This is a genomic window from Micromonospora sp. NBC_01412 (genome assembly GCF_045040215.1).
Lineage (GTDB): Bacteria > Actinomycetota > Actinomycetes > Mycobacteriales > Micromonosporaceae > Micromonospora > Micromonospora rubida.
The window spans coordinates 2,449,969-2,476,861 of the sequence record NZ_CP109528.1 but is presented as its reverse complement, the minus strand read 5'-3'; the positions used below and the strand labels follow the sequence as shown (position 1 = coordinate 2,476,861).

Annotated in this window: 34 protein-coding genes; 20 read left to right on the top strand and 14 right to left on the bottom strand. The window is 73.8% G+C overall.

Going from position 1 to position 26,893, the window contains the following annotated elements; genetic code table 11:
• Window positions 1-15 precede the first annotated feature (15 nt).
• From pstA to OG617_RS11255, 6 genes are all read right to left on the bottom strand, one after another.
• On the bottom strand, window positions 16-1,104 hold the full coding sequence (gene pstA, locus OG617_RS11280; RefSeq protein WP_405101070.1) for a phosphate ABC transporter permease PstA: 1,089 nt from the start codon (window positions 1,102-1,104) through the stop codon (window positions 16-18).
• Entirely contained in the window at window positions 1,101-2,192 is a 1,092-nt protein-coding gene (gene pstC, locus OG617_RS11275; RefSeq protein WP_405101068.1) for a phosphate ABC transporter permease subunit PstC, read from the bottom strand. The genes pstA and pstC overlap by 4 nt, the downstream gene beginning before the upstream one ends.
• Window positions 2,193-2,237: 45 nt before the next feature.
• A complete protein-coding gene (pstS, locus tag OG617_RS11270; RefSeq protein WP_405103626.1) occupies window positions 2,238-3,344 on the bottom strand; it encodes a phosphate ABC transporter substrate-binding protein PstS in 1,107 nt (368 codons plus the stop codon).
• Window positions 3,345-3,632: 288 nt separating this feature from the next.
• Complete coding sequence (gene mshD / locus OG617_RS11265; RefSeq protein ID WP_405101066.1) at window positions 3,633-4,559, bottom strand: mycothiol synthase; 927 nt, start codon at window positions 4,557-4,559, stop codon at window positions 3,633-3,635.
• Between the two features lie 88 nt (window positions 4,560-4,647).
• Entirely contained in the window at window positions 4,648-5,529 is an 882-nt protein-coding gene (locus tag OG617_RS11260; RefSeq protein ID WP_405101064.1) for a polysaccharide deacetylase family protein, read from the bottom strand.
• Between the two features lie 182 nt (window positions 5,530-5,711).
• Window positions 5,712-6,410, bottom strand: coding sequence for a winged-helix domain-containing protein (locus OG617_RS11255; RefSeq protein WP_396677640.1), 699 nt, complete (start codon window positions 6,408-6,410; stop codon window positions 5,712-5,714).
• A 268-nt stretch (window positions 6,411-6,678) separates the two neighbouring features.
• Here OG617_RS11255 and OG617_RS11250 point away from each other — a divergent pair, with 268 nt between their 5' ends.
• From OG617_RS11250 to OG617_RS11230, 5 genes are all read left to right on the top strand, one after another.
• Window positions 6,679-7,734 carry a hypothetical protein gene (locus tag OG617_RS11250; protein WP_405101062.1) on the top strand — a complete coding sequence of 352 codons (1,056 nt, stop codon included), beginning with the start codon at window positions 6,679-6,681 and terminating at the stop codon, window positions 7,732-7,734.
• Window positions 7,735-7,896: 162 nt separating this feature from the next.
• Window positions 7,897-8,685 carry a DUF2993 domain-containing protein gene (locus tag OG617_RS11245; protein WP_405101060.1) on the top strand — a complete coding sequence of 263 codons (789 nt, stop codon included), beginning with the start codon at window positions 7,897-7,899 and terminating at the stop codon, window positions 8,683-8,685.
• 106 nt (window positions 8,686-8,791) lie between these two features.
• Window positions 8,792-8,869: an Ms5788A family Cys-rich leader peptide gene (locus OG617_RS11240; protein ID WP_350888370.1), complete on the top strand. Its 78-nt coding sequence runs from the start codon at window positions 8,792-8,794 to the stop codon at window positions 8,867-8,869.
• 205 nt (window positions 8,870-9,074) lie between these two features.
• Window positions 9,075-9,923 (top strand): sulfurtransferase, encoded by an 849-nt coding sequence (locus OG617_RS11235; RefSeq protein ID WP_405101058.1) that lies wholly within the window; start codon window positions 9,075-9,077, stop codon window positions 9,921-9,923.
• Between the two features lie 3 nt (window positions 9,924-9,926).
• A complete protein-coding gene (locus tag OG617_RS11230; RefSeq protein WP_405101056.1) occupies window positions 9,927-10,247 on the top strand; it encodes a DUF1416 domain-containing protein in 321 nt (106 codons plus the stop codon).
• 49 nt (window positions 10,248-10,296) lie between these two features.
• Here OG617_RS11230 and OG617_RS11225 read toward each other — a convergent pair whose 3' ends face one another.
• Entirely contained in the window at window positions 10,297-10,557 is a 261-nt protein-coding gene (locus OG617_RS11225) for a hypothetical protein (RefSeq protein ID WP_405101054.1), read from the bottom strand.
• Entirely contained in the window at window positions 10,554-10,919 is a 366-nt protein-coding gene (locus OG617_RS11220) for a DivIVA domain-containing protein (protein WP_405101052.1), read from the bottom strand. The genes OG617_RS11225 and OG617_RS11220 overlap by 4 nt, the downstream gene beginning before the upstream one ends.
• Window positions 10,920-11,141: 222 nt before the next feature.
• On the opposite strand from OG617_RS11220, the gene OG617_RS11215 reads away from it, so the two are divergent.
• Window positions 11,142-11,381 (top strand): winged helix-turn-helix domain-containing protein, encoded by a 240-nt coding sequence (locus tag OG617_RS11215; protein WP_405101050.1) that lies wholly within the window; start codon window positions 11,142-11,144, stop codon window positions 11,379-11,381.
• Window positions 11,382-12,080: 699 nt separating this feature from the next.
• Window positions 12,081-12,932, top strand: coding sequence for a hypothetical protein (locus OG617_RS11210; RefSeq protein WP_405101048.1), 852 nt, complete (start codon window positions 12,081-12,083; stop codon window positions 12,930-12,932).
• 31 nt (window positions 12,933-12,963) lie between these two features.
• Here the strand turns inward: OG617_RS11210 and OG617_RS11205 are convergent, their stop codons facing one another.
• Window positions 12,964-13,326 (bottom strand): DsrE family protein, encoded by a 363-nt coding sequence (locus OG617_RS11205; protein ID WP_350888332.1) that lies wholly within the window; start codon window positions 13,324-13,326, stop codon window positions 12,964-12,966.
• 23 nt (window positions 13,327-13,349) lie between these two features.
• On the opposite strand from OG617_RS11205, the gene mtfM reads away from it, so the two are divergent.
• From mtfM to OG617_RS11175, 6 genes are all read left to right on the top strand, one after another.
• Window positions 13,350-13,454, top strand: coding sequence for a small membrane protein MtfM (gene mtfM, locus OG617_RS11200; protein ID WP_036376929.1), 105 nt, complete (start codon window positions 13,350-13,352; stop codon window positions 13,452-13,454).
• 55 nt (window positions 13,455-13,509) lie between these two features.
• Entirely contained in the window at window positions 13,510-14,103 is a 594-nt protein-coding gene (locus OG617_RS11195; RefSeq protein ID WP_405101045.1) for an FABP family protein, read from the top strand.
• A 170-nt stretch (window positions 14,104-14,273) separates the two neighbouring features.
• Window positions 14,274-14,705, top strand: coding sequence for a Fur family transcriptional regulator (locus tag OG617_RS11190; protein WP_405101043.1), 432 nt, complete (start codon window positions 14,274-14,276; stop codon window positions 14,703-14,705).
• Window positions 14,702-15,814 (top strand): YgfZ/GcvT domain-containing protein, encoded by a 1,113-nt coding sequence (locus OG617_RS11185; RefSeq protein ID WP_405101041.1) that lies wholly within the window; start codon window positions 14,702-14,704, stop codon window positions 15,812-15,814. Before OG617_RS11190 ends, OG617_RS11185 begins: the two co-directional genes overlap by 4 nt.
• Before the next feature lie 56 nt (window positions 15,815-15,870).
• Window positions 15,871-16,704: a 3-keto-5-aminohexanoate cleavage protein gene (locus OG617_RS11180; RefSeq protein ID WP_405101039.1), complete on the top strand. Its 834-nt coding sequence runs from the start codon at window positions 15,871-15,873 to the stop codon at window positions 16,702-16,704.
• Window positions 16,705-16,798: 94 nt separating this feature from the next.
• Window positions 16,799-17,758 carry an asparaginase gene (locus OG617_RS11175; RefSeq protein ID WP_405101037.1) on the top strand — a complete coding sequence of 320 codons (960 nt, stop codon included), beginning with the start codon at window positions 16,799-16,801 and terminating at the stop codon, window positions 17,756-17,758.
• Window positions 17,759-17,820: 62 nt separating this feature from the next.
• On the opposite strand, the gene OG617_RS11170 is transcribed toward OG617_RS11175, so the two are convergent.
• The gene (locus tag OG617_RS11170; RefSeq protein ID WP_405101035.1) at window positions 17,821-18,618 is read right to left on the bottom strand and encodes an alpha/beta fold hydrolase; all 798 of its coding nucleotides are present in this window, start codon (window positions 18,616-18,618) and stop codon (window positions 17,821-17,823) included.
• Window positions 18,619-18,730: 112 nt separating this feature from the next.
• On the opposite strand from OG617_RS11170, the gene OG617_RS11165 reads away from it, so the two are divergent.
• The 4 genes from OG617_RS11165 (at window position 18,731) to OG617_RS11150 (ending at window position 21,476) form a co-directional block, all read left to right on the top strand.
• A complete protein-coding gene (locus tag OG617_RS11165) occupies window positions 18,731-19,420 on the top strand; it encodes a helix-turn-helix domain-containing protein (protein WP_405101033.1) in 690 nt (229 codons plus the stop codon).
• Window positions 19,417-20,193 carry a hypothetical protein gene (locus OG617_RS11160; protein ID WP_405101031.1) on the top strand — a complete coding sequence of 259 codons (777 nt, stop codon included), beginning with the start codon at window positions 19,417-19,419 and terminating at the stop codon, window positions 20,191-20,193. Before OG617_RS11165 ends, OG617_RS11160 begins: the two co-directional genes overlap by 4 nt.
• A gap of 81 nt (window positions 20,194-20,274) precedes the next feature.
• The gene (locus OG617_RS11155) at window positions 20,275-20,592 is read left to right on the top strand and encodes a DUF2516 family protein (RefSeq protein WP_405101029.1); all 318 of its coding nucleotides are present in this window, start codon (window positions 20,275-20,277) and stop codon (window positions 20,590-20,592) included.
• Window positions 20,589-21,476, top strand: coding sequence for an alpha/beta fold hydrolase (locus OG617_RS11150; protein ID WP_405101027.1), 888 nt, complete (start codon window positions 20,589-20,591; stop codon window positions 21,474-21,476). Before OG617_RS11155 ends, OG617_RS11150 begins: the two co-directional genes overlap by 4 nt.
• A 120-nt stretch (window positions 21,477-21,596) precedes the next feature.
• On the opposite strand, the gene OG617_RS11145 is transcribed toward OG617_RS11150, so the two are convergent.
• Window positions 21,597-22,292: a DNA polymerase beta superfamily protein gene (locus OG617_RS11145; protein WP_405103623.1), complete on the bottom strand. Its 696-nt coding sequence runs from the start codon at window positions 22,290-22,292 to the stop codon at window positions 21,597-21,599.
• Between the two features lie 89 nt (window positions 22,293-22,381).
• The gene (locus OG617_RS11140; RefSeq protein WP_405101025.1) at window positions 22,382-23,371 is read right to left on the bottom strand and encodes a helix-turn-helix transcriptional regulator; all 990 of its coding nucleotides are present in this window, start codon (window positions 23,369-23,371) and stop codon (window positions 22,382-22,384) included.
• A 34-nt stretch (window positions 23,372-23,405) separates the two neighbouring features.
• Between OG617_RS11140 and OG617_RS11135 the strand changes: the two genes are divergently transcribed.
• The 3 genes from OG617_RS11135 (at window position 23,406) to OG617_RS11125 (ending at window position 25,372) form a co-directional block, all read left to right on the top strand.
• Window positions 23,406-24,230, top strand: coding sequence for an EI24 domain-containing protein (locus OG617_RS11135; RefSeq protein WP_405101023.1), 825 nt, complete (start codon window positions 23,406-23,408; stop codon window positions 24,228-24,230).
• Between the two features lies 1 nt (window position 24,231).
• Window positions 24,232-24,744, top strand: a complete 513-nt coding sequence (locus OG617_RS11130; RefSeq protein WP_405101021.1) for an O-acetyl-ADP-ribose deacetylase — start codon at window positions 24,232-24,234, stop codon at window positions 24,742-24,744.
• Between the two features lie 103 nt (window positions 24,745-24,847).
• The gene (locus OG617_RS11125) at window positions 24,848-25,372 is read left to right on the top strand and encodes a hypothetical protein (RefSeq protein WP_405101019.1); all 525 of its coding nucleotides are present in this window, start codon (window positions 24,848-24,850) and stop codon (window positions 25,370-25,372) included.
• Between the two features lie 31 nt (window positions 25,373-25,403).
• On the opposite strand, the gene OG617_RS11120 is transcribed toward OG617_RS11125, so the two are convergent.
• Both OG617_RS11120 and OG617_RS11115 read right to left on the bottom strand, forming a co-directional pair.
• The gene (locus OG617_RS11120; protein ID WP_405101017.1) at window positions 25,404-25,820 is read right to left on the bottom strand and encodes a RidA family protein; all 417 of its coding nucleotides are present in this window, start codon (window positions 25,818-25,820) and stop codon (window positions 25,404-25,406) included.
• A 58-nt stretch (window positions 25,821-25,878) separates the two neighbouring features.
• On the bottom strand, window positions 25,879-26,886 hold the full coding sequence (locus OG617_RS11115; protein WP_405101015.1) for a LacI family DNA-binding transcriptional regulator: 1,008 nt from the start codon (window positions 26,884-26,886) through the stop codon (window positions 25,879-25,881).
• Window positions 26,887-26,893: the final 7 nt, after the last annotated feature.

Genomic DNA, 26,893 nt, shown 5'->3' with positions numbered 1-26,893 from the left:
TGGTACCTCCGGGGTTCATCGGCCGAGCCGGTTCCGGCGGGCCAGCAGCTTCGCCGCGACCGTCAGGATCAGCACGAGGGCGACCAGGGTCAGTGCGGCGGTCCAGGCCCGTGCCGGGGCGTACCGCGACGCGTCGCCGGCCTGCTGGTAGACGAAGAGGGCCAGCGACGACTGGTTGTTCTCGAACGGGTTGAAGTTGATTGCCGCGCCACCGCCGGCGACGAGCAGCACCGGCGCGGTCTCGCCGGCCGCCCGCGCGACGGCGAGCATGACGCCGGTGACGATGCCGGGCAGCGCGGTCGGCAGCACGACCCGCAGGATGGTCTTCCACTTCGGCACGCCGAGGGCGTACGCCCCCTCGCGCAGCGGCGCGGGGACGAGCCGCAGCATCTCCTCGGTGGAGCGGACCACGGTGGGCAGCATCAGCACGCTCAACGCGAGCGCGGCGGCGAAGCCGGAGAAGCCCGGCCGCCCGTCGTTGAACACCGGCGAGACGACCAGCACCCAGAACGCCAGCACGAACAGGCCGGAGACGATGGACGGGATGCCGGTCATCACGTCGACGAAGAACCGGATCAGGAAGGCGAACCGGCCGCGGCCGTACTCGACGATGTAGATGGCGCACAGGATGCCGAGCGGGACGGTGATCAGCGCGGCGATGCCGACCTGCTCCAGCGTCCCGACGATCGCGTGGTACGCGCCGCCGTTCGGGTCCCGGGCCCCGATGTTGTTCATCGAGGTGCCGAAGAAGTCGCCGTCGAGGCGCTCGACGCCCTTGCTGACCAGCGTCCAGACCACCGAGGCCAGGGGCAGGACGGCCAGTACGAACGCGGAGTGGATCAGCGCGCTCCAGATGCGGTTGCGGGCCGACCGCCGCCCCTCGACGGCGTTGCTGGCGGCGAAGAGGCCGGCCAGGTGGAGCAGCGCGGCGAGGACCACGACGAGGACCGGGCCGCCGATGCCGGCGCCGTACACGATCGCGGCGGCGACCACGACGGCCGCCAGGGCGATCGCCGGGGCGGCGTACCGGGGCAGTCGCTTTGCCCGGAGGCTGGGCGGCTGGGCCGGGGGCCGGGTGCGGTGGTTGGCGACGGTGGTGGTCATGCGGCCGACTCCGTGAACTCCCGGCGGCGGTGGACGATCGCCCGCGCGGTGATGTTGACGATCAACGTGATGGTGAACAGCACCAGGCCGGAGGCGATCAGCGCGCCCCGTCCGGTGTCGTTCGCCTCGCCGAACGCGTTGGCGATGTTCGCGGCGATGGTGTTACCGCCGTTCTCGATGAGGTTGAACGAGATGCCGAAGGTGATGCCGAGGGTCATCGCCAGGGCGATGGTCTCGCCGAGCGCCCGGCCCAGGCCGAGCATCACCGCGGCGATGATGCCGGGGCGGCCGTACGGCAGGACGGCGGTGCGGATCATCTCCCAGCGGGTCGCGCCGAGCGCGAGCGCCGCCTCCTCGTTCGCGGTCGGGGTCTGGAGGAACACCTCGCGGGAGAGCGAGGTGATGATCGGCAGCACCATGATCGCCAGCACCAGCGAGCCGAGCATGATCGACTTACCGAACGGGCCGTCGCCGCCGAAGATCGGGATCCAGCCGAAGTACTGGTTCAGCCAGGCGGAGAAGTCCCGGACCGGGGCGACGAAGACGTCCCGCCCCCAGAGCCCGAAGACCACGCTCGGCACGGCGGCGAGCAGGTCGATCAGGAAGCCGAGGGCGGTGCCGAGCCGGCGCGGGGCGTAGTGGGAGAGGAAGAGCGCGATGCCCAGCGCCACCGGTACCGCGATGAGCAGGGCCAGCGCGGAGCTGAGCACCGTGCCGAAGGCGAGCGTGCCGATGCCGAACCTCGGGGCGGTGTCGTTCGGCGACCAGCCCTCGTACGTCCAGAAGTTCGCGGTGTCGGCGCGCAGGGCCGGCACCGCCTTGGCGATCAGGAAGCCCGCGATGGCGGCGATGATCACCAGGACGGTGGTGCCGGCGGCCAGGGTCAGACCGCGGAACGCGCGCTCCGCGCCGAAGGCCCGCGCCCGGGGCAGGCCACCGCCGCCGCCGAGGCCGTCCCCTCCCGGGGTACGGGTGCTGACTGGTGACTCGGCCACACGCGCCGAGGCGCCGGCGGGCCGCTCCTGGCCTGAGGCCACGCGGGTCCCGCCGGTGCCGGCGTCGGCCGAGCGGGAAGGGGTTTCACCCATCTGCTCGCTCGCTTCGAGTTGAGGGAGGTGGTGTCGTGGCGTGGGTCAGGAGAGGTTCTTGACCGCGGCCTCGACCTTGGTCCGGACCGAGTCCGGCAGCGGGGCGTAGCCCAGCTCGGTCAGCTCGGCCTGGCCCTCGGCGCTGGCAGCGTGGCCCAGCAGGCCCTTGACCAGCGGCAGCTTGTCGGCCGCGAGGCCCTTGCCGCAGACGATCTCGTACGTCACCAGGACGATCGGGTACGCCCCGGCCTCCTTGGTGTTGTAGTCGACCGACATCTTGAGGTCGTCGCCCTGGCCCTCGATCTTGGCCCCGGCGATGGTCTTGCCCGCGTTCTCGGCGGTCAGCTCGGCGAACTCGCCCGCGCCGTTGCCGACCTTCGCCATCTTCAGGCCGGCGTTCTCGGCGAAGGACCACTCCATGTAGCCGATCGAGCCGTCGGCGCCCTTGACCGAGCTGGCCACGCCGTCCGAGCCCTTGGCGCCGGTGCCGCCCGGGGCCTTCCACGCCTTGGCGTTCTCGAAGGTCCAGTCCGCACTCGCGGTCTTGGCCAGGAACTTGGTGAAGTTGTCGGTGGTGCCGGACTCGTCCGAGCGGTGCACCGTCTGGATGGTGGTCGGCGGCAGCTTGGCGTCCGGGTTGTCGGCCTTGATGGCCGGGTCGTCCCACCTGGTCACCTTGCCGGCGAAGATCTTCGCCAGGGTCGCCGGCTTGAGCTGGAGGTTGTCCACGCCGCTGACGTTGTAGGCGACGGCCACCGGGCCGATCACCATCGGCAGGTGGACGGCCTTGCCGCCGACGCACTTGGCGTCGGCCTGCGGCTGCTCCTCCGGCTTGAGGGCCGAGTCGGAGCCGGCGAAGTCGGCGGTGCCGGCGATCAACGCCTGGATGCCGGCGCCCGAGCCGGACGGCTCGTAGTTGATCGTGCTGCCGGCGCACTTCTGCTGGTAAGCCTTGATCCACTCGGCCATGGCGTTCTTCTGGGCCGAGGAGCCCTGCGCGTTCAGGGTGCCGGTGGCGCAGTCGGCCGCGGCGGCCGACCCGGAGGCCGAGGCGCCGCCGGCGGGCTCGTTGTTGTCCGAGCCGCATGCACTGAGACCGAGCACCGCAGTGAGAGCGAGGCAGGCGATAGTGCCGTGCCGCTGGAGCTTCACCTGAGAGGTTCCCTTCACGTCTGGACGGGCCGCTCCGGATGGGGGCCCGGGGCCGGCGTGACCGGCTGACCTGAAAGCTAGGAGCGCCAGGTAGCCGGATCGCCCGTCAGAAGTGAACGAGGGGTGAACAGGTGCGGCCGGACAGATGGCCGTGGACTGAGGACGGGCTGTCCAATTAATGAACGCATGGCTCGGAATCACTATTAATACGATATTTCCGGGCAGCCGTTATCGCGTCGAGGTTTCCGCGTGACCTCACCGTGACGTCGACGTCGCGGGTTGGCGGCCTCAGCCGAGGTGGTAGTTGACGTGGCCGCACCAGCGGGCGAAGCCGGCCCGCTCGTACAGCGCGACCGCCGCGGTGTTCGACTCGTCGACGAAGAGCATCACCCGGTCCAGCCCTCGCTGGTCCCGCAGGTACGCCAGCCCTGCCGCGGTCAGCGCCCGCCCCAGGCCGCCGCCGTGCGCCGCCGGGTCGACCCCGAGCACGTAGACCTCGCCGATTCGGGCCGACCCGGGCCGCTCGTGCACCTTGGTCCAGTGGAAGCCGAGCAGCCGCCCCGTGGCGGACTCGACGGCAAGCAGGAAACCGGCCGGGTCGAACCACGGCTCGGTGAGGCGTACCCGCAGGTCGGATGCCGTCCATCGACCCTGCTCGGGGTGGCTGGCGAAGGCCCGGGCGTTGAGCGCGAGCCAGGCGTCGTCGTCCGTCCCGGGGGCGAACGCGCGCAGGACCACCCCGTCGGGCAGGCGCGGCTCGGCCGGCAGGTCGGCCAGCGGGCGACGTAGCTGCCAGAGCACCCGGGCCCGGATGAGGCCGAGGTCGACGGCCAGGGCGGCGGCGGACGGGTGGTCGCCGTGCGCCCAGGCCCGCACCGGCCCGGTGGCCGCGTCGAGCACCGCCCGGGCCAGCGCCCGGCCGGTGCCCCGCCGCCGGTGGGCGGGGTGGACGGCCAGCTCCACGCCGATGCCGGCCGCCGGGTCGGTGGTGTCCAGGTGGGCGTAGCCGGCCAGCGTCCCGTCCGGCGCGCGGGCGGCGAGGTGAACGGCCGGGGCCTGCGGGTCGCGCATCCGCAGCAGCGTGTGCTCGTCGAACGGGTCGGCCCCGTCGGCGTCCCCGGCCGCCCGGGCCAGGGCCAGCACGTCGGCCGCCTCGGCCGCTGTCAGCGCCTCGCTGCGGGTCACCCGGTCGGTCGTCGGCTCGGCGCTGCTCATCCCGTAACCGTAACTGGTGCGGCCCGGGCCACGGGCGGGCTGCCGTGGAGCTTCCGCAAGGGGTGCCGCCTGCCGCCGGGTTGGTCGCTCAGGTGGTACCGGTGGGGATGGGCAGGGCCGCCAGCCGGAACCGGCCGGCCAGGTCCGGCAGGATGCTGTGCAGCGCGTCCACGGTGCCCTGCCGGTCGCCACCCGCGTCGTGCAGCAGCACGACCGCGCCAGGCCGCGCGTCGGCCGAGACCACGGCGGCGACCTTCGCGGCCCCCGGCGCCTTCCAGTCCGACGGGTCGACGGTCCAGTGCAGCGGGATCATGCCGATCTCCTCGGCCGCCGACACCACCGGGTACGTCCACGCGCCGCCGGGCTGACGGAAGTAGCCGATCGGGGCGTCGGGCACGGCCTCCCGGATCGCCGCGTTGGTGCGCAGCAGGTCGGCGCGGATCACGTCCGGCGACCGCTTGCCGAGCAGCACGTCGTGCTGCCAGGAGTGGTTGCAGAGGGTATGCCCGTCGGCCACGATCGCCTGGATCAGGTCGGGGTGGTTCCAGGCGTTCTCGCCGACCACGCAGAAGGTGGCCTTGACGCCGTACTCCCGCAGCAGCGCCAGGACCTGCGGGGTGTACTGCGGGTCGGGCCCGTCGTCGAAGGTGAGCGCCACCTCCGCCGAGCCCGTGCCGGCCCGGGCGCCGAACAGGCCGTCGCCCGCTGTCTCCGGCGGTTGCCCGGTGGCGCCGTCCTGGCGGCCGGCGGTGGGCCGCCCGGTGGTGGGGGAGGCGGTGGGGGAGGCGGGGGCGGTCCCCGGCGGCTGGTCGGCGTACGGCGGTTCGTCCGCGTTCGTCGCGACTCCCGTGGGGTGGGGCCTCGGCTCGGGGGCCATGTTCTGCCCGAGCGCGTACGCGGAGCCGAGCAGCGCGGCCACCACGACCGCGGCGAGCCCGACGAAGCGCCCCCCACCAGCTGCGGGGGCCATCAGCCGATACCGCCGCTCGGGTGCCGGGACCGGCCTCTCTTCGCCCCCGTGGTCATCGCACGCACCATCGCCCCTTTCGCCGTCAACCCGGCAATCAGAATAATACTGACGAGTCGCGCAAATAGGGCAAACAGGGAACAGTGCGGCTGGCGGGAACCGCTGGGCTGGGCCGGGCTCGTGTCTCAGACCGGGATCGGGGCGTGCTCGGACTCGGGCAGCGACCGCGACGGCGGCACGACGAACTTGTAGCCGACCTGGCGGACCGTGCCGATCATCGACTCGTACTCCGAGCCGAGCTTGGCCCGCAGCCGCCGCACGTGCACGTCCACCGTCCGGGTGCCGCCGAAGTAGTCGTAGCCCCAGACCTCGCGCAGGAGCTGGTCCCGGGTGAACACCCGGCCCGGGTGCTGGGCCAGGAACTTCAGCAGCTCGAACTCCTTGTACGTCAGGTCGAGCGGCCGGCCCTTGAGCTTCGCGGCGTAGGTGTCCGGGTCGATGGTCAGCTCGCCGGCCCGGATCGAGCCGCAGGCCCCGGCGGTGGCGTTGCTCAGTCGACCGACCGCCAGCCGCAGCCGGGCCTCGACCTCGGCCGGCCCGGCGCCGGCCAGGATGACGTCGTCGACGCCCCAGTCGGCGTTCAGCGCGATCAGCCCGGCCTCGGTGACCACCGCGACCAGCGGCACGCCGAGCCCGGTGGCGTGCAGCATCCGGCAGGTGGCCCGGGCCTCGCTCAGCTCCGACCGGGCGTCCACCAGCACGGCGTCCGGGCTGGGGCCGGCGACCAGGGTGCGGACGTCGCGTGGCGCGGTGCGCACCGAGTGCGGCAGCAGGTCGAGCGCCGGCAGCACCATTGATGGTTCGCCTGCGCGTGCGGTCACCATCAGCAGGATCTCCACACGATCACCTCCGTCCCGGCGGCCCTGTGGCCGCGCGCGACCAGCGGAACCCCTGCGTGGGGGTGGCGCTGAGAACTTGCGTGGGTCCCGGCGTCGCTGACGGGCGGGTATCGGCTTGAGCGTAACCGATCGCCCTGCCTGCGCTTCCGCGCCGTTTCCTCTTTGTCTGCCTTGCCCATGATCGTGCCGCAGGTTTTAACGTTGCCGAAACCGTGGCCACCACGGTGACACCCGGGTCTGGCACGATCGGGACGTGTATCCCCCGACCTCCTCCGAGGCCGGCCGGGACCCGTGGGTCGACGACGACGTCCCACCAGGGCCGGCCGGTCGTGCGCACCCACCGGTCCCGCGCATCGGCCCGGACGTCGACGACGACGGTCCCCCGGCCAGGCGGGGTCGCCCCCGCAGGCTGCGCCGCAGCGGCGACCCGGGCCGGCGGCCCGACGACGAGGCCGTCGACGACGTCGACGAGGAGGAGTTCGAGCCGGTCGAGGTGCGCCGGCCGCTCTCGCTCACCGTCGCCGGGTTCGCCGCGCTGCTCGGCGTCGGCCTGGTGCTCGGCGCGCAGACCGCCGGGCCCGGGCACCGGTTGCCGTTCGCGTTCATCATCTTCGGCGTGCAGCTGATCTTCGTCCTGGCCTGGACGATGGCCATGCGCCCACCCGCGCTGCTGCTGGTCGCCCTGGTCAGCGCGGTGGTGGCCGCCGCTGCCGACACCGCTGCCGTGCAGTCCGACATCGCCGGCCTCGCCCCGCTCGGATACCTGGCGGCCGGCGGCTTCCTGCTCGGCGTGCTCGGGCAGCTCGTCCGCCGGGTCGACCGGGTTCGGGTCACCGACTCGCTCGGCACCACCCTGCTGATCGTGGTCGGCGTGGTCGCCTTCGCCACGCTCATCGTGCTCAGCCGGATCCCGGCCGGCACCCAGGCGATCACCGTCTGCCTCACCGCCACCGGCGTGGCGCTGACCGTCGCCCGGATCACCGACGCGGTGCTGCCCTGGCCCCGGCTCGCGCCGCAGGTGCCCCGGGGCGCGGCGGGCGTGGTGGCCGGCGCGATGGCCGGCACCCTGGCCAGCGCCGTCCTGGGCAGCTACCTGGTCAGCTTCACCCCGACCAGCGGTGCGGTGATCGGGCTGGTCACCGCCGCCACCGCCGTGCTGGCCGACCTCGCCGTCGGGTACGCCGAGGCGGGCCGGCTGATGGCCGGCGAGCCGCCGACGATGTGGGTCGCCCGGCACATGCAGGGCCCGCTCGGCGGCTTCGCCCTGGCCGCCCCGGCGGCGTACGCGATGTGCGTGCTGTTTCTGTGAGCGACCGGCCGGCGGCGCCCGCCCGCCGGCCGGGCTCGGCCAACGGTTGAGGGTTTCCCCGCCCGGGTACTGTGCGTGCGCCGCAGGGCGGCAGCAGCCGTAGGCGGCAGAACCGGAGCGTCGGCGTCCCACCGGGCGTCGGCCAGGACAGAAGGAGGCGGCGTGGCGGAGGCCTACCCGGCGTACGAGGAGCGCCCCCGGCGACGTGGGCGCAAGGTGCTCATCACGCTCCTGGTCCTGCTGGTGATCCTGGCCGGGCTGCTGGTGGCCGCCGACCGGATCGCCGCCGGGGTCGCCGAACGGGCCATCGCCGACCAGGTCAGCCAGGAGGTCGCCAAGCAGGACGCGCAGTCCTCGGCGCCCGAGGTCGAGGTGGGCGGCTTCCCCTTCCTCACCCAGGTGCTCGACGGCAGGTACGAGCGGATCACCATCAAGCTGCGCGACGTGCAGGGCTCGGTGCGGGGTGACGCGGTCAGCCTGCCGACGCTGGACGTCGACGCCCGCAACGTGCGGGCCTCCCTGGACACCCTGCGCACCCGGCAGGGCGACGTGGTCGCCGAGACCGTCGACGGCACCGGCACCATCACGTACGACAGCCTTGCCAAGCTCCTCGACCGGCCCGGCCTGACCCTCGGCGAGCGGGACGGCAAGCTCGCCGTCACCGCCCCGGTCGACATCCTCGGGCAGAAGCTGACCGTCACCGGCACCGCCGAGGTGACCGTCGGCAAGGAGGGGAAGGTGTCGCTGAGCTTCAACGACCTCGACGCCGAGGGGCTGCCGAACATCCCGCTGGCCCGCACCCTGCTCAACAACTACGCCAAGGGCATCTCGATCGACGTACCCCTGCCCGAGCTGCCCTTCCAGCTCGTCGTGCGCGAGGTCAAGCCGCTGCCCGGCGGGCTTGCGGTGACCGCCGCCGCGAAGAACGTCCCGATCAACTCGGCCGGCTGAACCGCCCGGGGTCTCGGCCGGGACGGTGTCGCCCGGCCGGGACGGCCGTCCCGGATGCTGGTCGGACCGGTGGCACTCCCCGGGACGGCTGGTAGCCTCCCTGTTCATGGGGATGCACCTCACCAAACGGCGCGCGATCGACCTGTGTCGCGTGGCCACCTGCCTGTGTCGCCCCGTCATCTGACGGCGGGGCTGTCCTCGGCCGCCTGACGGCGGCCACCGGCCACAGGGTCTGCGTACCCTCCGGTTTCCCCCTTTTCGCCCGGCAGCGGCGCCGTCGCACGAACCCGTGATCCCGTCCTTCCCACTGGGTCCCGCGCGTGGTGCGACAGTCACCTATTTGATCCCTCGCGCAGGCTCACCATCCATCCTCACCAGGGAGTGATCTGATGAGTCGCGACACCGCACTCGTTTCGGCCGAATGGGCCGAGAAGAACATCGACGCCCCGGGCGTCGTCTTCGTCGAGGTCGACGAGGACACCTCGGCCTACGACACCGGCCACATCGCCGGCGCGATCAAGCTGGACTGGAAGACCGACCTCCAGGACCAGGTCCGCCGGGACTTCGTCAACAAGAGCCAGTTCGAGGCGCTGCTCTCCGAGCGCGGCGTCGGCAACGACGACGTCGTCGTCCTGTACGGCGGCAACAACAACTGGTTCGCCGCGTACGCGTACTGGTACTTCAAGCTCTACGGCCACGGCGACGTCAAGCTGCTCGACGGCGGTCGCAAGAAGTGGGAGCTGGACGCCCGCCCGCTGGTCACCGACGCGGTGACCCGGCCGAAGACCGAGTACGTCGCGCAGGAGCCGGACAACACGATCCGCGCCTTCCGCGACGAGGTCATCGACGCGATCGGCACCAAGAACCTGGTCGACGTGCGCAGCCCCGACGAGTTCGCCGGCCGGCTGCTCGCCCCCGCCCACCTGCCGCAGGAGCAGGCCCAGCGCGCCGGGCACATCCCCACCGCGATCAGCGTGCCGTGGTCCAAGGCCGCCAAGGAGGATGGCACCTTCAAGTCCGACGACGAGCTGCGCAAGATCTACGCCGCGGCCGGGCTCGACGACGGCAAGGAGACCATCGCCTACTGCCGGATCGGCGAGCGCTCCTCGCACAGCTGGTTCGTGCTCCAGGAGCTGCTCGGCCACCCCAACGTGAAGAACTACGACGGTTCCTGGACCGAGTACGGCTCGCTGGTCGGCGTGCCGGTCGCGCTCGGCGACGAGCCCGGGGAGGCCTGAGCCATGACCGCTCCCACCGCTGCCGGGTGCGCCGCGCCCGACCAGGCCGCCCCGCTGCCGGCCGGCCTGGACCTGGAGAAGGAAACCGTCATCACCGGCGTCGTCCGGTCCGAGGCGGGCGAGGCCGTCCCGGGCGCGTACGTCCGGTTGCTCGACTCCACCGGCGAGTTCACCGCCGAGGTGGTCACCTCCCCGGCAGGCCAGTTCCGCTTCTTCGCCGCGCCCGGCACCTGGACGCTGCGGGCGCTCTCCCGGCACGGCAACGGCGACGTCGCCGTCACCGCCGCGCGCGGGATCAACGAGGTCGCCGTCACGGTCGCCTGAGTGTGTGTGGGAAGGCCCCCTGCTGTTGCTTCGTGCGCGGCAGGGGGCCTTATCGACACCTGAGGTTGTGGGTGCAGCCGTCCGGGTGGCCGGGCCGTAGCAGGCAGCGCCGCCGGTGTGGCAGCCGTCGGTCACAGAACACCTGCTGCTGCCCGCTGAGGTTGCCCTCGGCGGAGACGGTGGTCTCGCCGACCTGCACCTGCGGCAGGAACCCCAACGAGCGGGTCAGCGCGCGAGCCAGGACGTGCGCGGCGGCCAGGTCGGCCGCCAGCACCGTCAGGTGTACGACGAACCGCTCGGCCTCGCTCACCGGTACGCCCGTTGGGCGAACGGGTACGCCCGTGGGGTGAACCAGGACTGCCAGTCCCGCAACGTCTGCTTGATGCGGGCGTTCTCGTCCCGGGTGCGGTCCAGTTCGGCGGTCTGCGCGGCGAGGTCATCGGCGACCCGGTGCAGGAAGGCGCTCACCTCGCCGGGGTCCAGGCCCCGGCGGACCAGCGTGAACTGCCGCTCCCGGATCCGCCCGGCGCACAGGGGCCGGTACGCCGCCGAGCGGTAGTGCCGGCCGGTGTTGCCCGCGCCGACCGGGCGTACCTGTTCGGGTTGTCGGTGCCGGGCGGCTGTGGCTGCTGGACGGGTGTCGCGGCGGAGACGTCGGAACGGATTGCGCACGGTCGGTCCACCTTCCCGAGGTGCCCCTGTCAGGGGCGGTGTGGGAGTCGGGGCGGGCCGTCATTCCGTGCGCGGCCCGCCCCGACGGGGGAGTGAGCTCTGCCCGTTGCCACGCGAGGAGCGCTCGCCGACGAACTTAGTTGAAGAACTTGAGAGAGTCAACGACTGGTTGCGGCCGAGTGTCGGGGCGTGATCGAATCGGGGTGCCACGCGAGGAGTGCCATGCCTGCGACCCCGGATTACATCCGGATCTCCGACGAGATAGCCGCCGACGTCAGGTCGGGGAAGTACCAGCCGGGTGACAAGCTGCCCTCGATCAGCGAACTGTGCCGGCTGTTCGGCGTCAGCCCTTCCACCTTGACCCTCGTCAACGTTCGCCTCGAAGCACTCGGCGTGATCCATCGCCACCAGGGCAAGGGAATCTTCGTCACCGATCCGGAAACGTGGATGCGCAAGCCCTGATCGTGCTTCTTGCTGGCTGGGTGGCGGAAGTTCGTGCATGCCTGGCCAGGATCTACAGGAATCCTGGAGCTACCGGCAGATCGATCATCCCTACGGAACGCGGCGCTGCGCCTATCAGCCGCTCATGCCTGCTGCGCAGGCGTACGGGTGTGAGATGCCTGAGCACGCGCCCGCCCCCTCCTGGCCTTGACACTGTGGGTCCCTGGGCCGGCCCGGGACCGTGGCCGGGGTGGAGCTGTGGGCGTGGCGGTCGATGCCATGGGGCGGCCCTTTGGAGCTGAGTCGTCCACGTCATCAACGCCGGTCGGGCCATCGCCGACGCGCTACCCTCACCGCCCGGTCGGGTCGTCGCTCGCGGTCGCTGATCACGGCGAGCGTGGGTGATGTCGTATCCGACTCAGCTCCATAGGCGCCGGAAGGCACACCCGCCATGGAGCGGCACCCACGCCAGGAACCCACAGACTCCCTGATCAAAGCGCCCCCGCTCGACTTCGCAACCGCCCTGGGCCCAGGCCCCGGCAGACCAGCGTGAACTGCCGCTCCCGGGTTCGTTCGGCCCCGATACCTGGATGCGGAAGCCTGAACCCCGCTTCCTCGGGGCGGCGTCGAAGACGCGACGGGAACTTTCAAGCACCCAGACCGTGATCCGTGCCCACCGGTGCCGGCGGGGGTGGCGACACCGCGTGACACGATGGCCCGGTGAGTGGTGCTGCACAGGCGGGATACGCCCCGCCGACCGGTCCCCGAGAGCCAACGCCCGCCCGCCGTCGGTCCCACTGGCTGCTGGCCGTGACCGTGGCCTGGGCGGTGCTGCTGGGCGTACTCACCTGGGTGTCGGTCCGCGACGACGGGCCGACCGTCCGCGAGCAGCGCACCCTGGCCCAGGCCGGGCCGGTGGTCGATCGCGCGGTGGGCGAGCTGGTCGCGGCGGCTGCCGGGGACCGGGCCGTCGCGCTCGTACCGGACCGGATCGAGCGGGGCTGTGTGGTGACGCCCCTGCTCGACGGCGCGACGCTGGAGCGCGCGGTGGAGGTCGTCGCGCCCGGCGCGGACCCGCGCGCCGTGCTCACCGAGATCGCCGACCGGCTACCGGCCGCCTGGCGGGCCGGGGTCCGAGTGACCGGCGACGGCCCGCGGTTGCGTGCCGACGCGGGGGAGTTCGTGCTGGTGGATGGGCGTCCGGCCGGTGACGGCCGGGTCCGGCTGAGCGTCCGCACCGGGTGCCGCCCGGTGGGCGACGGCTACCGCGCCCCCACCGCCCAGGGCGGCCCGGAGGTGGCCGCCCTCGCCGCCGCGCTGCGGGCACTCGGCACCCCGGCCACGCCGGCTCCCGTGCTGGTCGCCGCGCCGTGTCCCGGAGGTGGGGGGCCGGCCCGCACCGCCCGCGTCACCCTCGACCCAGCCCCGGCCGAGCCGGCCCGCGCGCTCGCCCCGGTCGCCGCCGGCGCCGTCCTGTTCGACGCCACCGAGGGGTACGCCTACCGACAGGGCCCGGTCACCGTGGCCCTGGCCGGCACCGAGCTCACCGCCAGCACCGGCTGCGGGGGCTGACCAACCGGCCGGCGCGTCAGTGGACCGGCCCTCAGTAGACGAGCGCCTGCGCCCCTTCGGCCATCGCCTCCTCGACGAAGACCGCCGCCCCGGCGATGCGTACGCCCGGCAGCACGTCGTCCGGGCCGATGTCCCGGCGGGCCGCACACTGCGTGCAGGCCGTCACCTTGCCGGTGGTCATGATCACGTGCAGCAGCTCGGCCAGCGGCGCGGAGTGCGGCAGCTCGAACTCCTGCGCCCGGCCGGGCAGCGCGAACCAGGTGGACTCCCCGGTCAGCCAGAGTGAGACGTCCACCCCGGAGGCCGCAGCGGTGGCGGCGACGGTGAAGGCCTGTGCGCACCGCTCCGGCGCGTCGGCGCCGGCGGTGACCTTGACGACGAGAGTGCGGGCCATGGCGCCAGCATAGGATGGCCCGGATGGTTACCGAGATCGGGTTCGTCAGCCTGCTGGTCGCCGGCCTGGGCGCACTCGCCGGTGGCCTGGTCTACCTTGCCGTACGCATGTCGAGAGGACGTTGGTGAGCGCGAGGAGTGAGCCGGGTCTGCGAGCCCCGCAGTCGCGAACGGAGTTGAGCCGGTGAGTGACGAGAATCCTCTGCAGCCGCCGTGGTTGAACGCGCCCCCGGTCGACGCGTACCCGTACGAGGAGAGCCACGACCTGCGGGTGGGTCCGAAGCTGCACCCGACGCTGGACGGACTGCTGCCGTACGTCGGGGTGTGGCGGGGCCGGGGTCGGGGCGGGTACCCGACGATTGAGGACTTCGACTACGCCCAGGAGATCCGGATCAGCCACGACGGCCGGCCGTTCCTGTCCTACGAGTCGCGGGCCTGGATCCTCGACGAGGAGAGCCGGCCGGTGCGCCCCGGCGGGCGTGAGGTGGGCTGGTGGCGTCCGGTGCTCGACGGCGACGGCCGGGCCACCGACGAGCTGGAGGCCCTGATGTCCGTGCCGACGGGCGTGATGGAGCTGCACATCGGCAAGCGCAAGGGCACCCAGTTGGAGTTCGTCACCGACGCCGTGGTCCGCACCTCCACCGCCAAGGAGGTCACGGCCGGGCACCGGCTCTTCGGCATCGTCGAGGGCGCCCTGCTGTACGCCCAGGACATGGCCGCCGTCGGCCACCCCCTGACCCCCCACCTCTCCGCCCGCCTCCTCCGCACAGCCGGCTAACCCCCACCCCACCCCACCCCGCCCCCTCCACGGAGAGCGGGTTGATCAAGAAGTTTGCGTCACGTTGGAGCGTCCCCGTGACGCAAACTTCTTGATCAACGTGGGCGGGGCAGGGCGGGGTGGGGGCGGGCGCGGGGGTGGGGTGGGGGGTGGGGGCGAACTATAGTCGGGTGGTGCCCGAATCCTCCCTTGCGGAAGTGCTCCGTGCTCGTGGGCTGCGGCTGACGGCGCAGCGGCAGTTGATCCTCCAAGCGGTGCTGGACCTCGGGCACGCCACACCGGAGCAGGTGCACGGTGCGGTCCGCAAGGTGGCCGCCGGCGTCAACATCACCACCATCTACCGGACGCTGGAGCTGCTGGAACGCCTCGGTCTGGTGACCCACACCCACCTGTCGCACGGCTCGCCCACCTACCACACGGCCGGTGAACACCAGCACGTCCACCTGGTCTGCCGGGAGTGTGGCGCGATCGACGAGATCGACCGGGAGCTGCTCCGGCCGCTCGCCGACCGGCTGGCCGGCGAGCGGGGGTTCCGGGTGGACATCGGGCACGTGGCGCTCTTCGGCGTCTGCGGTCGCTGTGAGGACGGGGAGCGAAAATGATCGACATCGCGGGCGCGGTCGTGGCGGAGGCCATCGACGAACAGACGCGGGACCAGCCGGATCCGGCGCACCGGGCGGCCGGGGTGCGCGGGGTCGCCGCCCACTACGGCGACCCGATGCGGGAGCAGCGCACCCTCGACACCGCCGTGGGCCTGGTCGACCGGTCACACCGGGGGATCGTCGCCGTGCCCGGCGAGGAGCGGATCGGCTGGCTGCACACCCTCACCACCCAGCACCTGGCGACGCTGAAGGCCGGCGAGGGCACGGAGCTGCTGGTGCTCTCCCCGCACGGCCACGTCGAGCAGCACGCCATGGTCGCCGAGGACGGCGAGACCACCTGGCTGGACACCGAGCCGGGCGCCACGGGCGGTCTGCTGACGTACCTGGAGCGGATGCGGTTCTTCAGCAAGGTCGAGCCGCGTGACGCCACCGCGGAGCATGCCCTGCTCTCCCTGGTCGGCCCGGAGGCGGCCGGCGCGCTCGGCACGCTGGGCGTGACCGGGCTGGCCGAGCCCGACGCCGTCGGGGTGCCGGGTCCGAAGTTCCGATCCGGCGAGATGCCGCCCCGGCCCACCGTCCGGTACGCCGTCGCGCCGCTGCCGATCGGCGGGTGGGCCCGTCGGGGCCCGCTCGGCGTGGACCTGCTGGTGCCGCGGGTGGCCATGGACCAGGTGGTCGCCGAGCTGCGCGGGGCCGGGGTGCCGGTGGTCGGGCTGTGGGCGTACGAGGCGATCCGGGTGGCCGCCCGGCGGGCCCGGGTCGGGGTGGACACCGACCACCGGACCATTCCGGCCGACGTGGATCTGATCGCCCCGGCCGTCCACCTGGACAAGGGCTGCTACCGGGGCCAGGAGACCGTCGCCCGGGTGCACAACATGGGGCGGCCGCCGCGTCGGCTCGTACTGCTGCACCTGGACGGGGTGACCACCGACCTGCTGCCGGCCGCCGGCACCCCGGTGACCCTGGACGGCCGGGCGGTCGGTTTCGTCGGCACCGCCGTGCACCACCACGAGCTGGGCCAGGTCGCACTGGCGGTGGTCAAGCGCAACGTCGGGGACGACGCCCGCCTCCTGGTCGGCGAGACGGCCGCCGCGATCGACCCCTCCTGAACTGGCGTTCAGTCCGACGGTCGACCTGCCCGGGCGGGCCGTCTAGGATCGCCGACATGACGACAGGGACGTTGATCACGGTTGCCCCCACCGGCGCGGAGTCGGCCAAGGCCGAGGTCCCGGCGCTGCCGGTGACCCTCGACGAGTTGCTGCTGACCGCGAAGGAGTGCGAGGCACTCGGTGCCGCCGTGATCCACGTCCACATCCGCGACGACGACGCGCGGCCCACCCTCGACGGGGGGCGGCTGCGGGAGACGGTGGCCGCGCTGCGGGAGAGCACCGACCTGGTCGTGCAGCTCTCCTCCGGCGGGGCGGTGACCGACCCCGAGGCCGCCCGGCTGGCCGTGCTGGACGCCGGGCCGGACATGGCCTCCTGCACCATGGGCACGCTCAACTTCGGCGACGACATCTTCCTCAACCGCTGGGAGTTCATCGTCGACCTGCACACCCGGATGCAGGAGCGCGGCATCGTCCCGGAGTACGAGATCTTCGACCTCGGCCACCTGACCGCCCTGCAGCGCCTGCTCGGCAAGTACGGCCTGCCGCACGGCGGGCACGTGCACGTCGACTTCGTGATGGGGGTGCCGGGCGGCATGCCGGGCACCACGCAGGCGCTGGTCGCCGCCCACCAGGCACTGCGCGACCTGCCGGAGGGGGCCACGTTCTCGGCCACCGGCGTCGGCCGCAGCAGCATCCCGGTGATGCTGGCCTCGCTGTCGGCCGGCGGGCACCTGCGGGTGGGCATGGAGGACACCGTCACGTACGCCAAGGGGCAGCCGGTCGAGTCGAACATGCAGCTCGTCGCGCGGGCGGTCGGCTTCGCCCAGCTCGCCCAGCGCCCGCCGCTGACCACGGCGGCGGCCCGCGACCTGCTCGGCATCCGCCGGTAAGTCCCGCTTCGGCCCGCGCCCCTGTCGTCGGGCGGGCAACCGTCCTGATCACCCTCGTTCCGGCCACCGCCGTCCCGTCGGTACCGTCCACGTTGTGAGAATGACGTACGAGGGCGGCGTGCCGCTCGTCGAGGTGGTCCGGTCGGGCTTCGTGGAGGGGCTGCACCGCGGCTCGGTGGCGGTGCTCGACGCGGCCGGGGCGCCGGTGGCCGGCGCCGGGGACGTCACCTCCCCGATCTTCCCCCGCTCGGCGAGCAAGCCGATGCAGGCGATCGGCATGCTCCGCGCCGGGCTGCCGCTGAGCGATCCGGCCGACGTGGCGCTGGTGTCGGCCAGCCACGCGGGGGAGGAGTTCCACGTGACCCGGGTGGGCGCGCTGCTGGCCGCCGCCGGGCTGGACGAGTCCGCCCTCGGCTGCCCACCCGACCTGCCGATGGGCGAGCTGGCCCGGGAGGCCGTGCTGCGGGCCGGCGGCGGGCCCACCCGGGCCCGGATGAACTGCTCCGGCAAGCACACCGGCATGGTGCTCACCTGCCTGGCCGCAGGCTGGCCCCGGGAGGGCTACTGGCGGCCGGAGCATCCGTTGCAGCAGCGGCTGCGGGCGGCCGTCGAGGAGTTCACCGGGGAGCGGGCGGCGGCCGTCGGGGTGGACGGCTGCGGGGCCCCGGTGCTCGCCGTCTCGCTGACCGGGCTGGCCCGGGCGTTCCTGCGGCTGGTCACCGCCGAGCCCGGCTCGGCGGCGCGGACGGTCGCGGACGCCATGCGGGCGTACCCGGAGGTCGTGGGCGGCACCTGGGCGGAGGACAGCCGGCTGATGCGCGGCCTGCCCGGCGCGCTCGTCAAGATCGGCGCGGAGGGGGTGATCGCCGCCGCGCTGCCCGGCGTCGGCGCGGTCGCCGTGAAGATCGACGACGGGGCGGCGCGGGCCCGGATGCCGGTCCTGGTCTCCGCGCTGCGCCGGCTGGGCGCCAGGGCGCCGGTCCTCGACGAGTACGCCGAGCTGCCGCTGCTCGGCGGCGGCCTCCCGGTCGGGGCGGTCCGCCCGCTCTGGTGACCGGGGGGTGCCCTCGCCGGGCGGCGACGAGGGACCCCTTCCTCACTCCAGGAGGTGGATTCTCAGCTGAGGAAGTCGAGCAGGGCGGGGTTGACGGCGTCCGGGCGCTCCAGGGGGAGCAGGTGGCCGGCGTCCGGTACGTCCGGCAGCCGGACCGCGTCGGGCACCTCGGCGGCGATCCGGTCGGCGAGTCGGCGGATGTCCGGCACGTCGGCCGCCCCGGCGGCCACCAGCACCGGTACGCGCAGCTCGCCGAGCCGCTCGATCGCTGGTGGGTCCAGCTCGGCCACATCCACGGCGCTCAACGCCAGCTCGGCGGTGAGCGCCCGCCGGTCCATCTCCTCGGCGAACCGGATCAGCGCCGGGTCGACGTCCTCCGGGCGGCGGCCCGGGCCGACCACCCAGAACCGCACCTCACCGGCAGCGCTGGCCGCGAAGTCCTCGGGGTCGGTCTCGCCGACGAGGTCGTCCCAGAGGTCGTTGGCCTCCTCGGACCACTCGTGGCCGCCGATGGCCGTGCCGAGGAGGGCGAGCGCGCGGACCCGTCCCGGGTGCGCGAGGGCGGTGTCGACCGCCACCGCTCCGCCGAACGAGCAGCCCACCAGCGCGGCCCGGGGCAGGTCCAGCGCGTCCAGCAGCCCGACGACGTCGTCATGGTGGGCGAACGGGTCGGGAGGCAGTTCGGAGTCGCCGTAGCCGCGCAGGTCCACGGTGATCACCCGGTGCCGCGCGGCGAGGGCGGGCACCTGGTCCCGCCACATCCGCCGGTCGGCGATGCCGGCGTGCAGCAGCACGACGGGGGACCCGCTGCCGGTGTCGTCGTATGCGAGGTTCGCGCCGTTGATCTCGATCTTCGTCACGACGGGAAAAGGTACGGACCGGACAGGTGGCGCGCAAACCGGTTCTGAGACGTCGCTAACTCTGGCTAGCATTTTGCTTGCAGGAGCTAGCAGTGCCGGTTAGCGTGGGGTCATGGCCAGCTCCAAGGACCTACCCGATGTCGGCGGGTTCATCCGTGACCTGCGACGCAACGCGAAGATCTCGTTGCGGCAGCTCGCCGAGCAGGCGGGCGTCAGCAACCCGTACCTCAGCCAGATCGAGCGCGGCCTGCGCAGGCCCAGCGCGGAGGTGCTCCAGCAGCTCGCCAGCGCGCTGCGGGTCTCCACCCCCGCGATGTACCTGCGCGCCGGCCTGCTCGACGACAAGGAGGGGCAGGGCGTGCTCGCCGCCATCGCGGTCGATCCCGACCTGACCATGGCGCAGAAGCAGTCCCTCACCCAGATCTACGAGACGTTCCGCCGGGAGAACGCCCGGCTCGCCGAGGCGACCGCCGCTGCCGGCGCCCCGGCACCGGCCGCCGCGCCGCAGGCGCCCGCCACGCTGGCCCCGGCCGCCGCATCGCAGGCTCCCGCCACGCTGGCCCCGGCCGCCGCATCGCAGGCTCCCGCCACGCTGGCCCCGGCCGCGACCGGGCCCACCACGCCGGACGGCACCCCGACCGAGGCGGTCCTGGAGTCGGTCGCCGTCACCGAGGCGGGCTCGGCGCCCGCCCCGCCCAGCAACAGCCCCGCGAGGAAGGCCGCCCAGCAGGCGGCCGACAAGACCGCCGCCGCGGTCGACGAGGACAAGACCGCCGCCGCGGTCGAGGAGGAGAAGTCATGACCCAGCCGAAGAGCACCCGCATCCCCGCCCCGCTATACGCCGCCGCCGGCGCCGGTGACCTGGCGATCGAGCAGCTGCGCAAGCTGCCGACGGTCGTCACCGACCTGGGCGTCAAGGTCGTCGCCGGCCTCGGTGGCAAGGCCGTCGTGACCGGCTTCGAGCTGCGCCAGAGGGCCACCGAGACGCTGCGCACCGCCAACCAGACCGCCACCGAGCTGCGCGGGAAGGGCGTCCAGGCCGAGCTGAACCGGCTGCGCGAGGCCGCCGACCTGAACCGCCTGCGCGAGGCGGCCGACGTCAACCGGCTGCGCGAGGCCACCGACCTCGACCGGATCCGCGAGCTGGCCACCCGCAACGCCGCCGTCGTCGTCGCCGGCGCGCAGGCCGCCCAGGTGCGGGCCCTGGCCGCGTACGGCGAGCTGGTCGCCCGCGGCGAGCGGGTGGTCGGCGCCGGGGTGCTGGAGGCAGCCGACACGGTCAACGCCGACATCGAGGCGACCGAGGCGGAGCTGACCGTGACCCCGACGGCCACCCCGATCGCCACCCCGACGGCCACCGAGGCCCCGGCGGCGGCGCAGGCCGAGGTCCCGACCCCGGCCGACTTGGCCGAGGTCGTGGAGGCCAAGCCGGCCGCCGCGAAGACCCCGCGTACCCGGGCCACCAAGGCGACCGCGGCCAAGGCGACCGGCAAGACGGCTCCGGAGGCCACCACCGACACCCCGTCGGCCAAGCTGCCGAAGACCACCCGGCGCACCCGCCCGGCTGCCGAGTAGCCCAACCCGCCGACCCGTGCGGCACGACCCCGGATGCGTCCTGACGGACGGATCCGGGGTCGTCGGCATAAGCTTGCCGGCATGGCCAACGCCGCGCCGATCTTCGCCTTCGACGTCCAGTACTGGATCACCATGCTGCTGCTGGTGTTCGCCCTCGTCATCGAGGGGGTGGCACTGGTGCACGCGATCACCCAGCGAGGCGAGGGCTTCGCCGCAATCGGCACCCTGCCCAAGGGCGGGTGGATCGCCATTCTCGCGGTCTGCCTGGTGCTCACCCTGCTGACCAACAACGTGCTCAACATCTTCGGCCTGATCGGCATCGCCGCCGCCCTGATCTACCTGCTCGACGTCCGGACCGGGCTGCGCGACCTGCACGACGGCCGGGGGTCGTCCTGGTGAGAGGGTTCCGCTGGCCACCGCCGCCGGACGGCGGGCCACGGACCTGGGGTCCGGGCCCCGGCGCCCCGCGTACCGGCCGGCCCGCCCTGCCCGAGCCGGAGACCGAGCTGGTCACCACCCCGCACGGGGTCCGGCTCGAACAACTCGTCACCGGCGTCGGCGTCCCGGCCACCGTGTTCGCGCACGGGCTGGGCAACGGCATCGCCACCACCCGCCCGTTCGGCAGCGGGGTCACCGGCCGCAAGGTCTTCTTCCAGTTCCGGGGGCACGGCCGCTCCGACGCGCCGCCCGGCCCGTGGAGCTACCTGGATCTCGCCCGTGACCTGCGAGCCGTCGCCGACCTCGGCGGGGCCACCCGGGCGTTCGGGGCCAGCCTCGGCGCGGGCGCGCTCTGCCGGCTGCTGGCCGAGAGCCCGGAGCGCTTCGAGCGGCTGGTCTTCTTCCTCCCGGCCGCGCTCGACCGGCCGCGGGGCCAGGTCGCCCGGGACCGGATCGCCGACCTGGTCGACGCGGTCGGGAGCGGCGACGCCTCGGCCGTCGCCGACGTCGTCGCGGTGGAGCTGCCGCCCGCCGTGCGCAACACGCCGGCCGGGTGGGCGTACCTGCGGCAGCGGTTGGACCAGCTCCTGCGCGACGGCCTCGCGGCGGGCCTGGCCGGGCTGCCCGACCAGGCTCCGCTCGACGACCGGGCGGAGCTGGCGGCGGTGGACGCCCCGGCCCTGGTGCTCGCCTGCATGGGCGACGAACTGCATCCGGTCGAGGTCGCCGAGCAGCTCGCCGCCGCCCTGCCCCGGGCCACCCTGCACGTGTACGACCGCCCGGGCGTGCTCTGGTCGGAACGCGCCGACCTGCGGGAACGGATCTCCACGTTCCTCAATGGGTGACGGCGCCTGTCACGGGTGCCACCCGGCAGGGCCTCCGCGTCGGCCGGTGAGGTCCCGGCGGGTTCGCCCCGGCCGGTGAGGGCCAGGCAGGTTCGCGTTGGGGCGACCGGTCAGCGGCGGTCAGCGACCGGACAGCTCCGGCGGCAGGTGGGCGGCCCGCACGTCGAGCAGCCACCGCTCGACCGTGGCCTCGTCGGGCCGGTCCGGCAGCGGGGTACGCACCGTGTCGAAGTCCCGTTCCGCCTCGGCGAGCAGGGCCCGCGCCTCGTCCAGCTCGCCGCCGGCCACCCGCTCGCCGAACGCCCGGAACCGCTCCGGGTCGGCCAGCCGGATCTCCAGGACGCCGCTGGCGTGCAGCAGCCGGCCCTGGTGCAGCAGCCGGGCCAGGTGCCGGGCGTGCTTGGCCGTCCGCCGCCGGGTGTCGGCCGAGAACGTCCCGTCGCCTCGCGAGGCCAGCTTGCGGAACTGCTGGGTGGCGTACCCCAGGTAGGCGTCGCGGACCCGGGGCGCGCTCAGGAACGCCGAGCGGATGGCGACCAGCCGGTCGCCCAGCTCCGTGCGGGTCTCGTAGCAGTCGTCGGGCAGCCACATCAGCTCGGTGGCGGTCGGGTTGCCGCTCAGCGCCAGCCGGGCGTACTTGCCGGCCTCGTGCAGGGTGACGTCCGGGCCGGTGGTGACCATCGACTCGCGGGGCGGGCGCAGCCCGTGGAAGGCGACCGTCGGCGCGGCGTACACCCCGATCCGGTCGACGTCGGACCCGGGCCCGGCCAGCCCGTACGCGACCGAGCCGACGATGCCGGAGAGCAGCAGGTGCATGCCGTCGAGCATGACGCAGGACACCCGTTCGCGAAACCGGACTTCGGCTGTCAGCTATCGAGGTCAGGGCCGACCGCATGACGGCCCGGTCACTGTGTCCCGCCGCCCGGCCCGCCGTACAGCGCGGCGAGCCGGGCGGCGGCGTCGGCCACCCGCTCCCGCAGCTCGGGCGGGTCGAGCACCTCCACCTCCGGCCCGAGCCGCAGCAGCAACTCGTACGCCACCTCGACGGACTCGACGGGCAGCCGGGTGACCACCCAGCCCTGTCCGTCGGGCTCGCCGGCGGCGCGGGTCGCCTCGGCGTACCCGAAGGGGGCCTCCGGGGCCCGGCGGAGCGCGCGCAGGCCGGCGGGGCTGAGCCGGACGCCGACCTCGGCCCGCTGCATGCTCCGCAGGAATGCCTCGGCCTGATCCTGCCAGTGGCCGCCCAGGTCGAAGCCCTCGTCCCGGTCGAACGTCTCCTCGGCCGTCAGCACGTCGACCACCCGGTCCACCCGGTACGTCCGGGTGGCGTCGCCGACCCGGGCGACCAAATACCAGACCCCGCTCTTGAGCACCAGCCCATACGGCTCCACCCGCCGGACGACCTCCCGCTCGCCGCGCCGGTAGCGCAGCTCGACGACCCGGTCCCGCCACACCGCCCGGGCCAGCTCGGCCAGCCACGGCGGCGGCGTCGAGTCCCGGAACCAGCCCGGCACGTCGAGGTGGAACCGCTGCCCGACGCGGGCCGGCGCGTCACGCAGCGCGGGCGGTAGCGCGGCCAGCACCTTCAGCTCGGCGGAGGCGACCGCGTCGGCCAGCCCCAGGTCCCCGGCCGGGCCGGGCAGCCCGGCCAGGAAGAGCGCCTCCGCCTCGTCGCGGGTGAGCCCGGTCAGCCGGGTCCGGTACCCGCCGAGCAGCCGGTACCCGCCGGCCCGCCCCCGGTCGGCGTAGACCGGCACCCCGGCGGCGGAGAGCGCCAGCACGTCCCGGTAGACGGTCCGCTCGGAGACCTCCAGCTCCCGGGCCAGCTCGGCGGCCGTCATCGTCTCCCGGGACTGGAGCAACAGCACCAACGAGATCAACCGAGAGGCCCGCACCCACCCATTGTGTCGGGACGGGACGACGAGCCGGATGCGCCGGTCGCCGTTAGGCTCAGCGGTCGTGAACGTACCCCGCAACATCACCGCGCCGGTGACCGGCGCCGTCGGTCGATTCTTCTCCGGGGCCGGGCTGCTCCTGCGTGGCCTCGGCCTCTGCCTCCGCAGCCCCCGCCTGATGCTGCTCGGCATCGTCCCGGCGCTGCTCTCCGGGGCGCTGTTCGTGGGAGCGTTCGCCACCCTGGTGTACTTCGTGGACGACCTGGCCGCGCTGGTCACGCCGTTCGCCGACGACTGGTCCACCACCGCCCGCGGCCTGGTCCGGGTGGTCGCCGGGCTGGCCTTCCTCGGGGTCGGTGGGCTGCTCGGGGTGCTCGCCTTCACCGCCGTCACCCTCGTCATCGGCGACCCGTTCTACGAGAAGATCTCCGAGCGGGTGGAGGAGCGGTACGGCGGCACCCCCGGTGCGGTGGAGGTGCCGTTCTGGGTGTCGCTGCGCCGCAGCGTCGCGGACTCGCTGCGGTTGGTCGCGATCTCCGCGCTGGTCGGCATCCCGCTCTTCGCGGCCGGGTTCATCCCGGTGGTCGGCCAGACGGTCGTGCCGGTGATCGGGGCGGCGGTGGGCGGCTGGCTCCTCGCCCTGGAGCTGACCGGGGCGCCGTTCTCCCGGCGCGGCATGCGGCTGCCGGACCGCCGGGCCCGGCTGAAGGTCGACCGGCCCACCACCCTCGGCTTCGGGGTGGCCGTCTTCGTCTGCTTCCTGATCCCGCTCGGCGCGGTGCTGGTGATGCCGGCGGCGGTGGCCGGCGCGGCCCTGCTCACCCGCCGCTCCCTCGGCCAGTCCGTCGAGGAGGGCTGACGTGGAGATCGTTCTGGTCGAGGGGGACATCACCGCGCAGCGGGTCGACGTGATCGTCAACGCGGCCAACTCGTCGTTGCTCGGCGGCGGGGGCGTGGACGGTGCGATCCATCGGCGTGGCGGCCCGGCCATCCTGGCCGAGTGTCGGGCGCTGCGCGCGTCGCGGTACGGCCGGGGCCTGCCGACCGGCCAGGCGGTCGCCACCACCGCCGGTGAGCTGCCGGCCCGCTGGGTCGTGCACACGGTCGGGCCGGTCTTCTCGGCCACCGAGGACCGGTCGGCGCTGCTGCGGGACTGCTACGCCAACAGCCTTGCCGTGGCCGACGGGTTGGGCGCGGCCACGGTGGCGTTCCCGTTGATCTCGGCCGGCGTCTACGGCTGGCCGGTGGAGGACGCCGTACGCCGGGCTCTCGCCGTGCTCCGCGCGGCGGTCCCCGCGCACGTCAGCGAGGCCCGCCTGGTCCTCTTCGGGGCCGAGACGTATGCGGTGGCCCGGCGGCTCGCCTCCTCCTGACCGGCCGGGCATCTCGGACAAATATCATAAAACCGGACGCGGGCGGCCTGAGGCCCCTACCTTGATAGGTGCAAAAGGTGCAAAGCCGTCAGGAGTGCGTCGCGTGGAAGGTGCCCGGCTCAGGTCCGCCGTCTGGGTGACCACGGCCTGCCTGCTGGTGCTCGGCGCGGCCGACCTGGCCCGGGCCAGGTCGCGGGAGGCGGTACCCGCCGGTGGCGAGCGCCCCGTGCCACTCCCGCCCGGCCCCCGGACCACGATCGGGCTGGACCCCGCCGACGGGTCCACCGTCGCGGCCACCCGGGAGTCGGCCTGCACGCCGGGGCTGGGCGGCGGCCCCTACCCCGACGAGGACGTCTGGGTGTTCGGGCTGCCGGCCGGTGCGGTCGCGGCCCGGTTCATCGCGGTGACGCCCGCGTTCGCCACCGGAGACCAGGAGCGGGTCGTTCCCGCCGTCCCGGCCGAGGGCGGCGCGATCGTCGACGACCATGGCGCCAGTCTGGCGTGGCTCCGCCTGCCGGCCGGATGGACGCTGGTGGGCGGGACGGCGACGATCGCCGGGGACGCCGACCGCTTTGTGCTCGCCCGCGTCTGCGCGGCCAGTCGGCCGTCGCCCCCGGGATCGCCCTGAGGAGCGTCGCCCGGTCGGGCGACGCGGATCGTCATCGGGTCTCTCCCCGGACTGCGGCGACGGCCTCCACCTCGACGAGCTGGTCGGTGTAGCCGAGCACGGCCACCCCGAGCAGGGTGCTCGGCGGATCGTGGTCGCCGAACGCGTCCCGGACCACCTCCCACGCGGCCACCAGGTCGGCCTGCCGGGGCGACGCGACGTACACGGTGGTCTTGACGACGTCGGCGAGGCGGGCCCCGGCGGCGGCGAGCGCGACCTCCAGGTTGGCCATCACCTGCCGGGCCTGCGCCGCCGGGTCGCCCGGCGCGACCGTACGGCCCTCGGCGTCGAGCGGGCAGGCCCCGGCGGTGAACACCAGCCGGGCCGGCGGGTCGACGGTGGCCGCGTACGCGTACTCGGCGACGTCGGACAGCTCGGGTACGCGCACCAGCGCCACGGCATCGCTCATCCGCGCGACGCTAGTGCGCCCGCCGGCCCCGCCGCCACGGCATTACCGAGCACCGCAGTCACGCGGAGGCGCGAACGACCAGCTCGGTGGGGAGGACGAGAGCCGGCGCGACGTCCTCGCCGGCCGCCATCCGCAGCAGTTGGCGGGCCGCCTCCCGGCCCAGCTCCAGTATCGGCTGCCGCACCGTGGTCAGCGGCGGGTCGGTGTACGCGGCGGTCTCGATGTCATCGAAGCCGATCATCGCGACGTCGTCGGGCACCCGCCGTCCCGCCTCGCGGAGCGTCCGCATGGCGGCGTGCGCCATCAGGTCCGACGCGGCGAAGACCGCGTCCAGGTCGGGGTGGGCGTCCAGGAGTTGGCGCATGGCCGCCGCCCCCGACTCGCGGGTGAAGTCGCCGAACGCCACCCGCTCGGGCAGCCCGGCCGCGGCGACCGCCTCCCGGTACCCGGTGAGCCGCTCCACCCCGGCGAACATGTCCTGCGGCCCGGCGATGGTGGCGATCCGCCGCCGCCCCGAGTCGAGCAGGTGCCGCACCGCCCGGGTCACCCCGCCGACGTGGTCGACGTCGACGTACGGCACCCCGACGTCGCCGACCAGCCGGCCGCTGCACACCACCGGGATGCCGAGCCGGGCCAGCTTCGCCGGCAGCGGGTCGGCGCCGTGCAGCGAGGCGAAGACGACCCCGTCGACGTGCCGCCCGGTGGTGTACCGCTCCACCCGGGCGTGCCCGGCCGGCGAGCCGGCCAGCATCAGCACGAGCTGCTTGTCGGCGGCCTCCAGCTCCTGGGCGACCCCCCGGATGATGCTCGGGAACACCTGGTCGTCGGAGAACACCCGGGTCGCCTCCTCGGGCAGGACCAGGGCGACCGAGTCGGTCCGCTGGGTGACCAGGCTGCGGGCGGCCAGGTTCGGCACGTACCCCAGCTCGGCCACCGCCAGGCGGACCGCCTCCCGGATCGGCTCGGCGACGGTCGTGGAACCGTTCACCACCCGCGAGACGGTCGCCCGGGACACGCCGGCCCGCCGGGCCACCGCCTCCAGGGTCGGCCGCTGGACCGTCGTCATCCCCGTG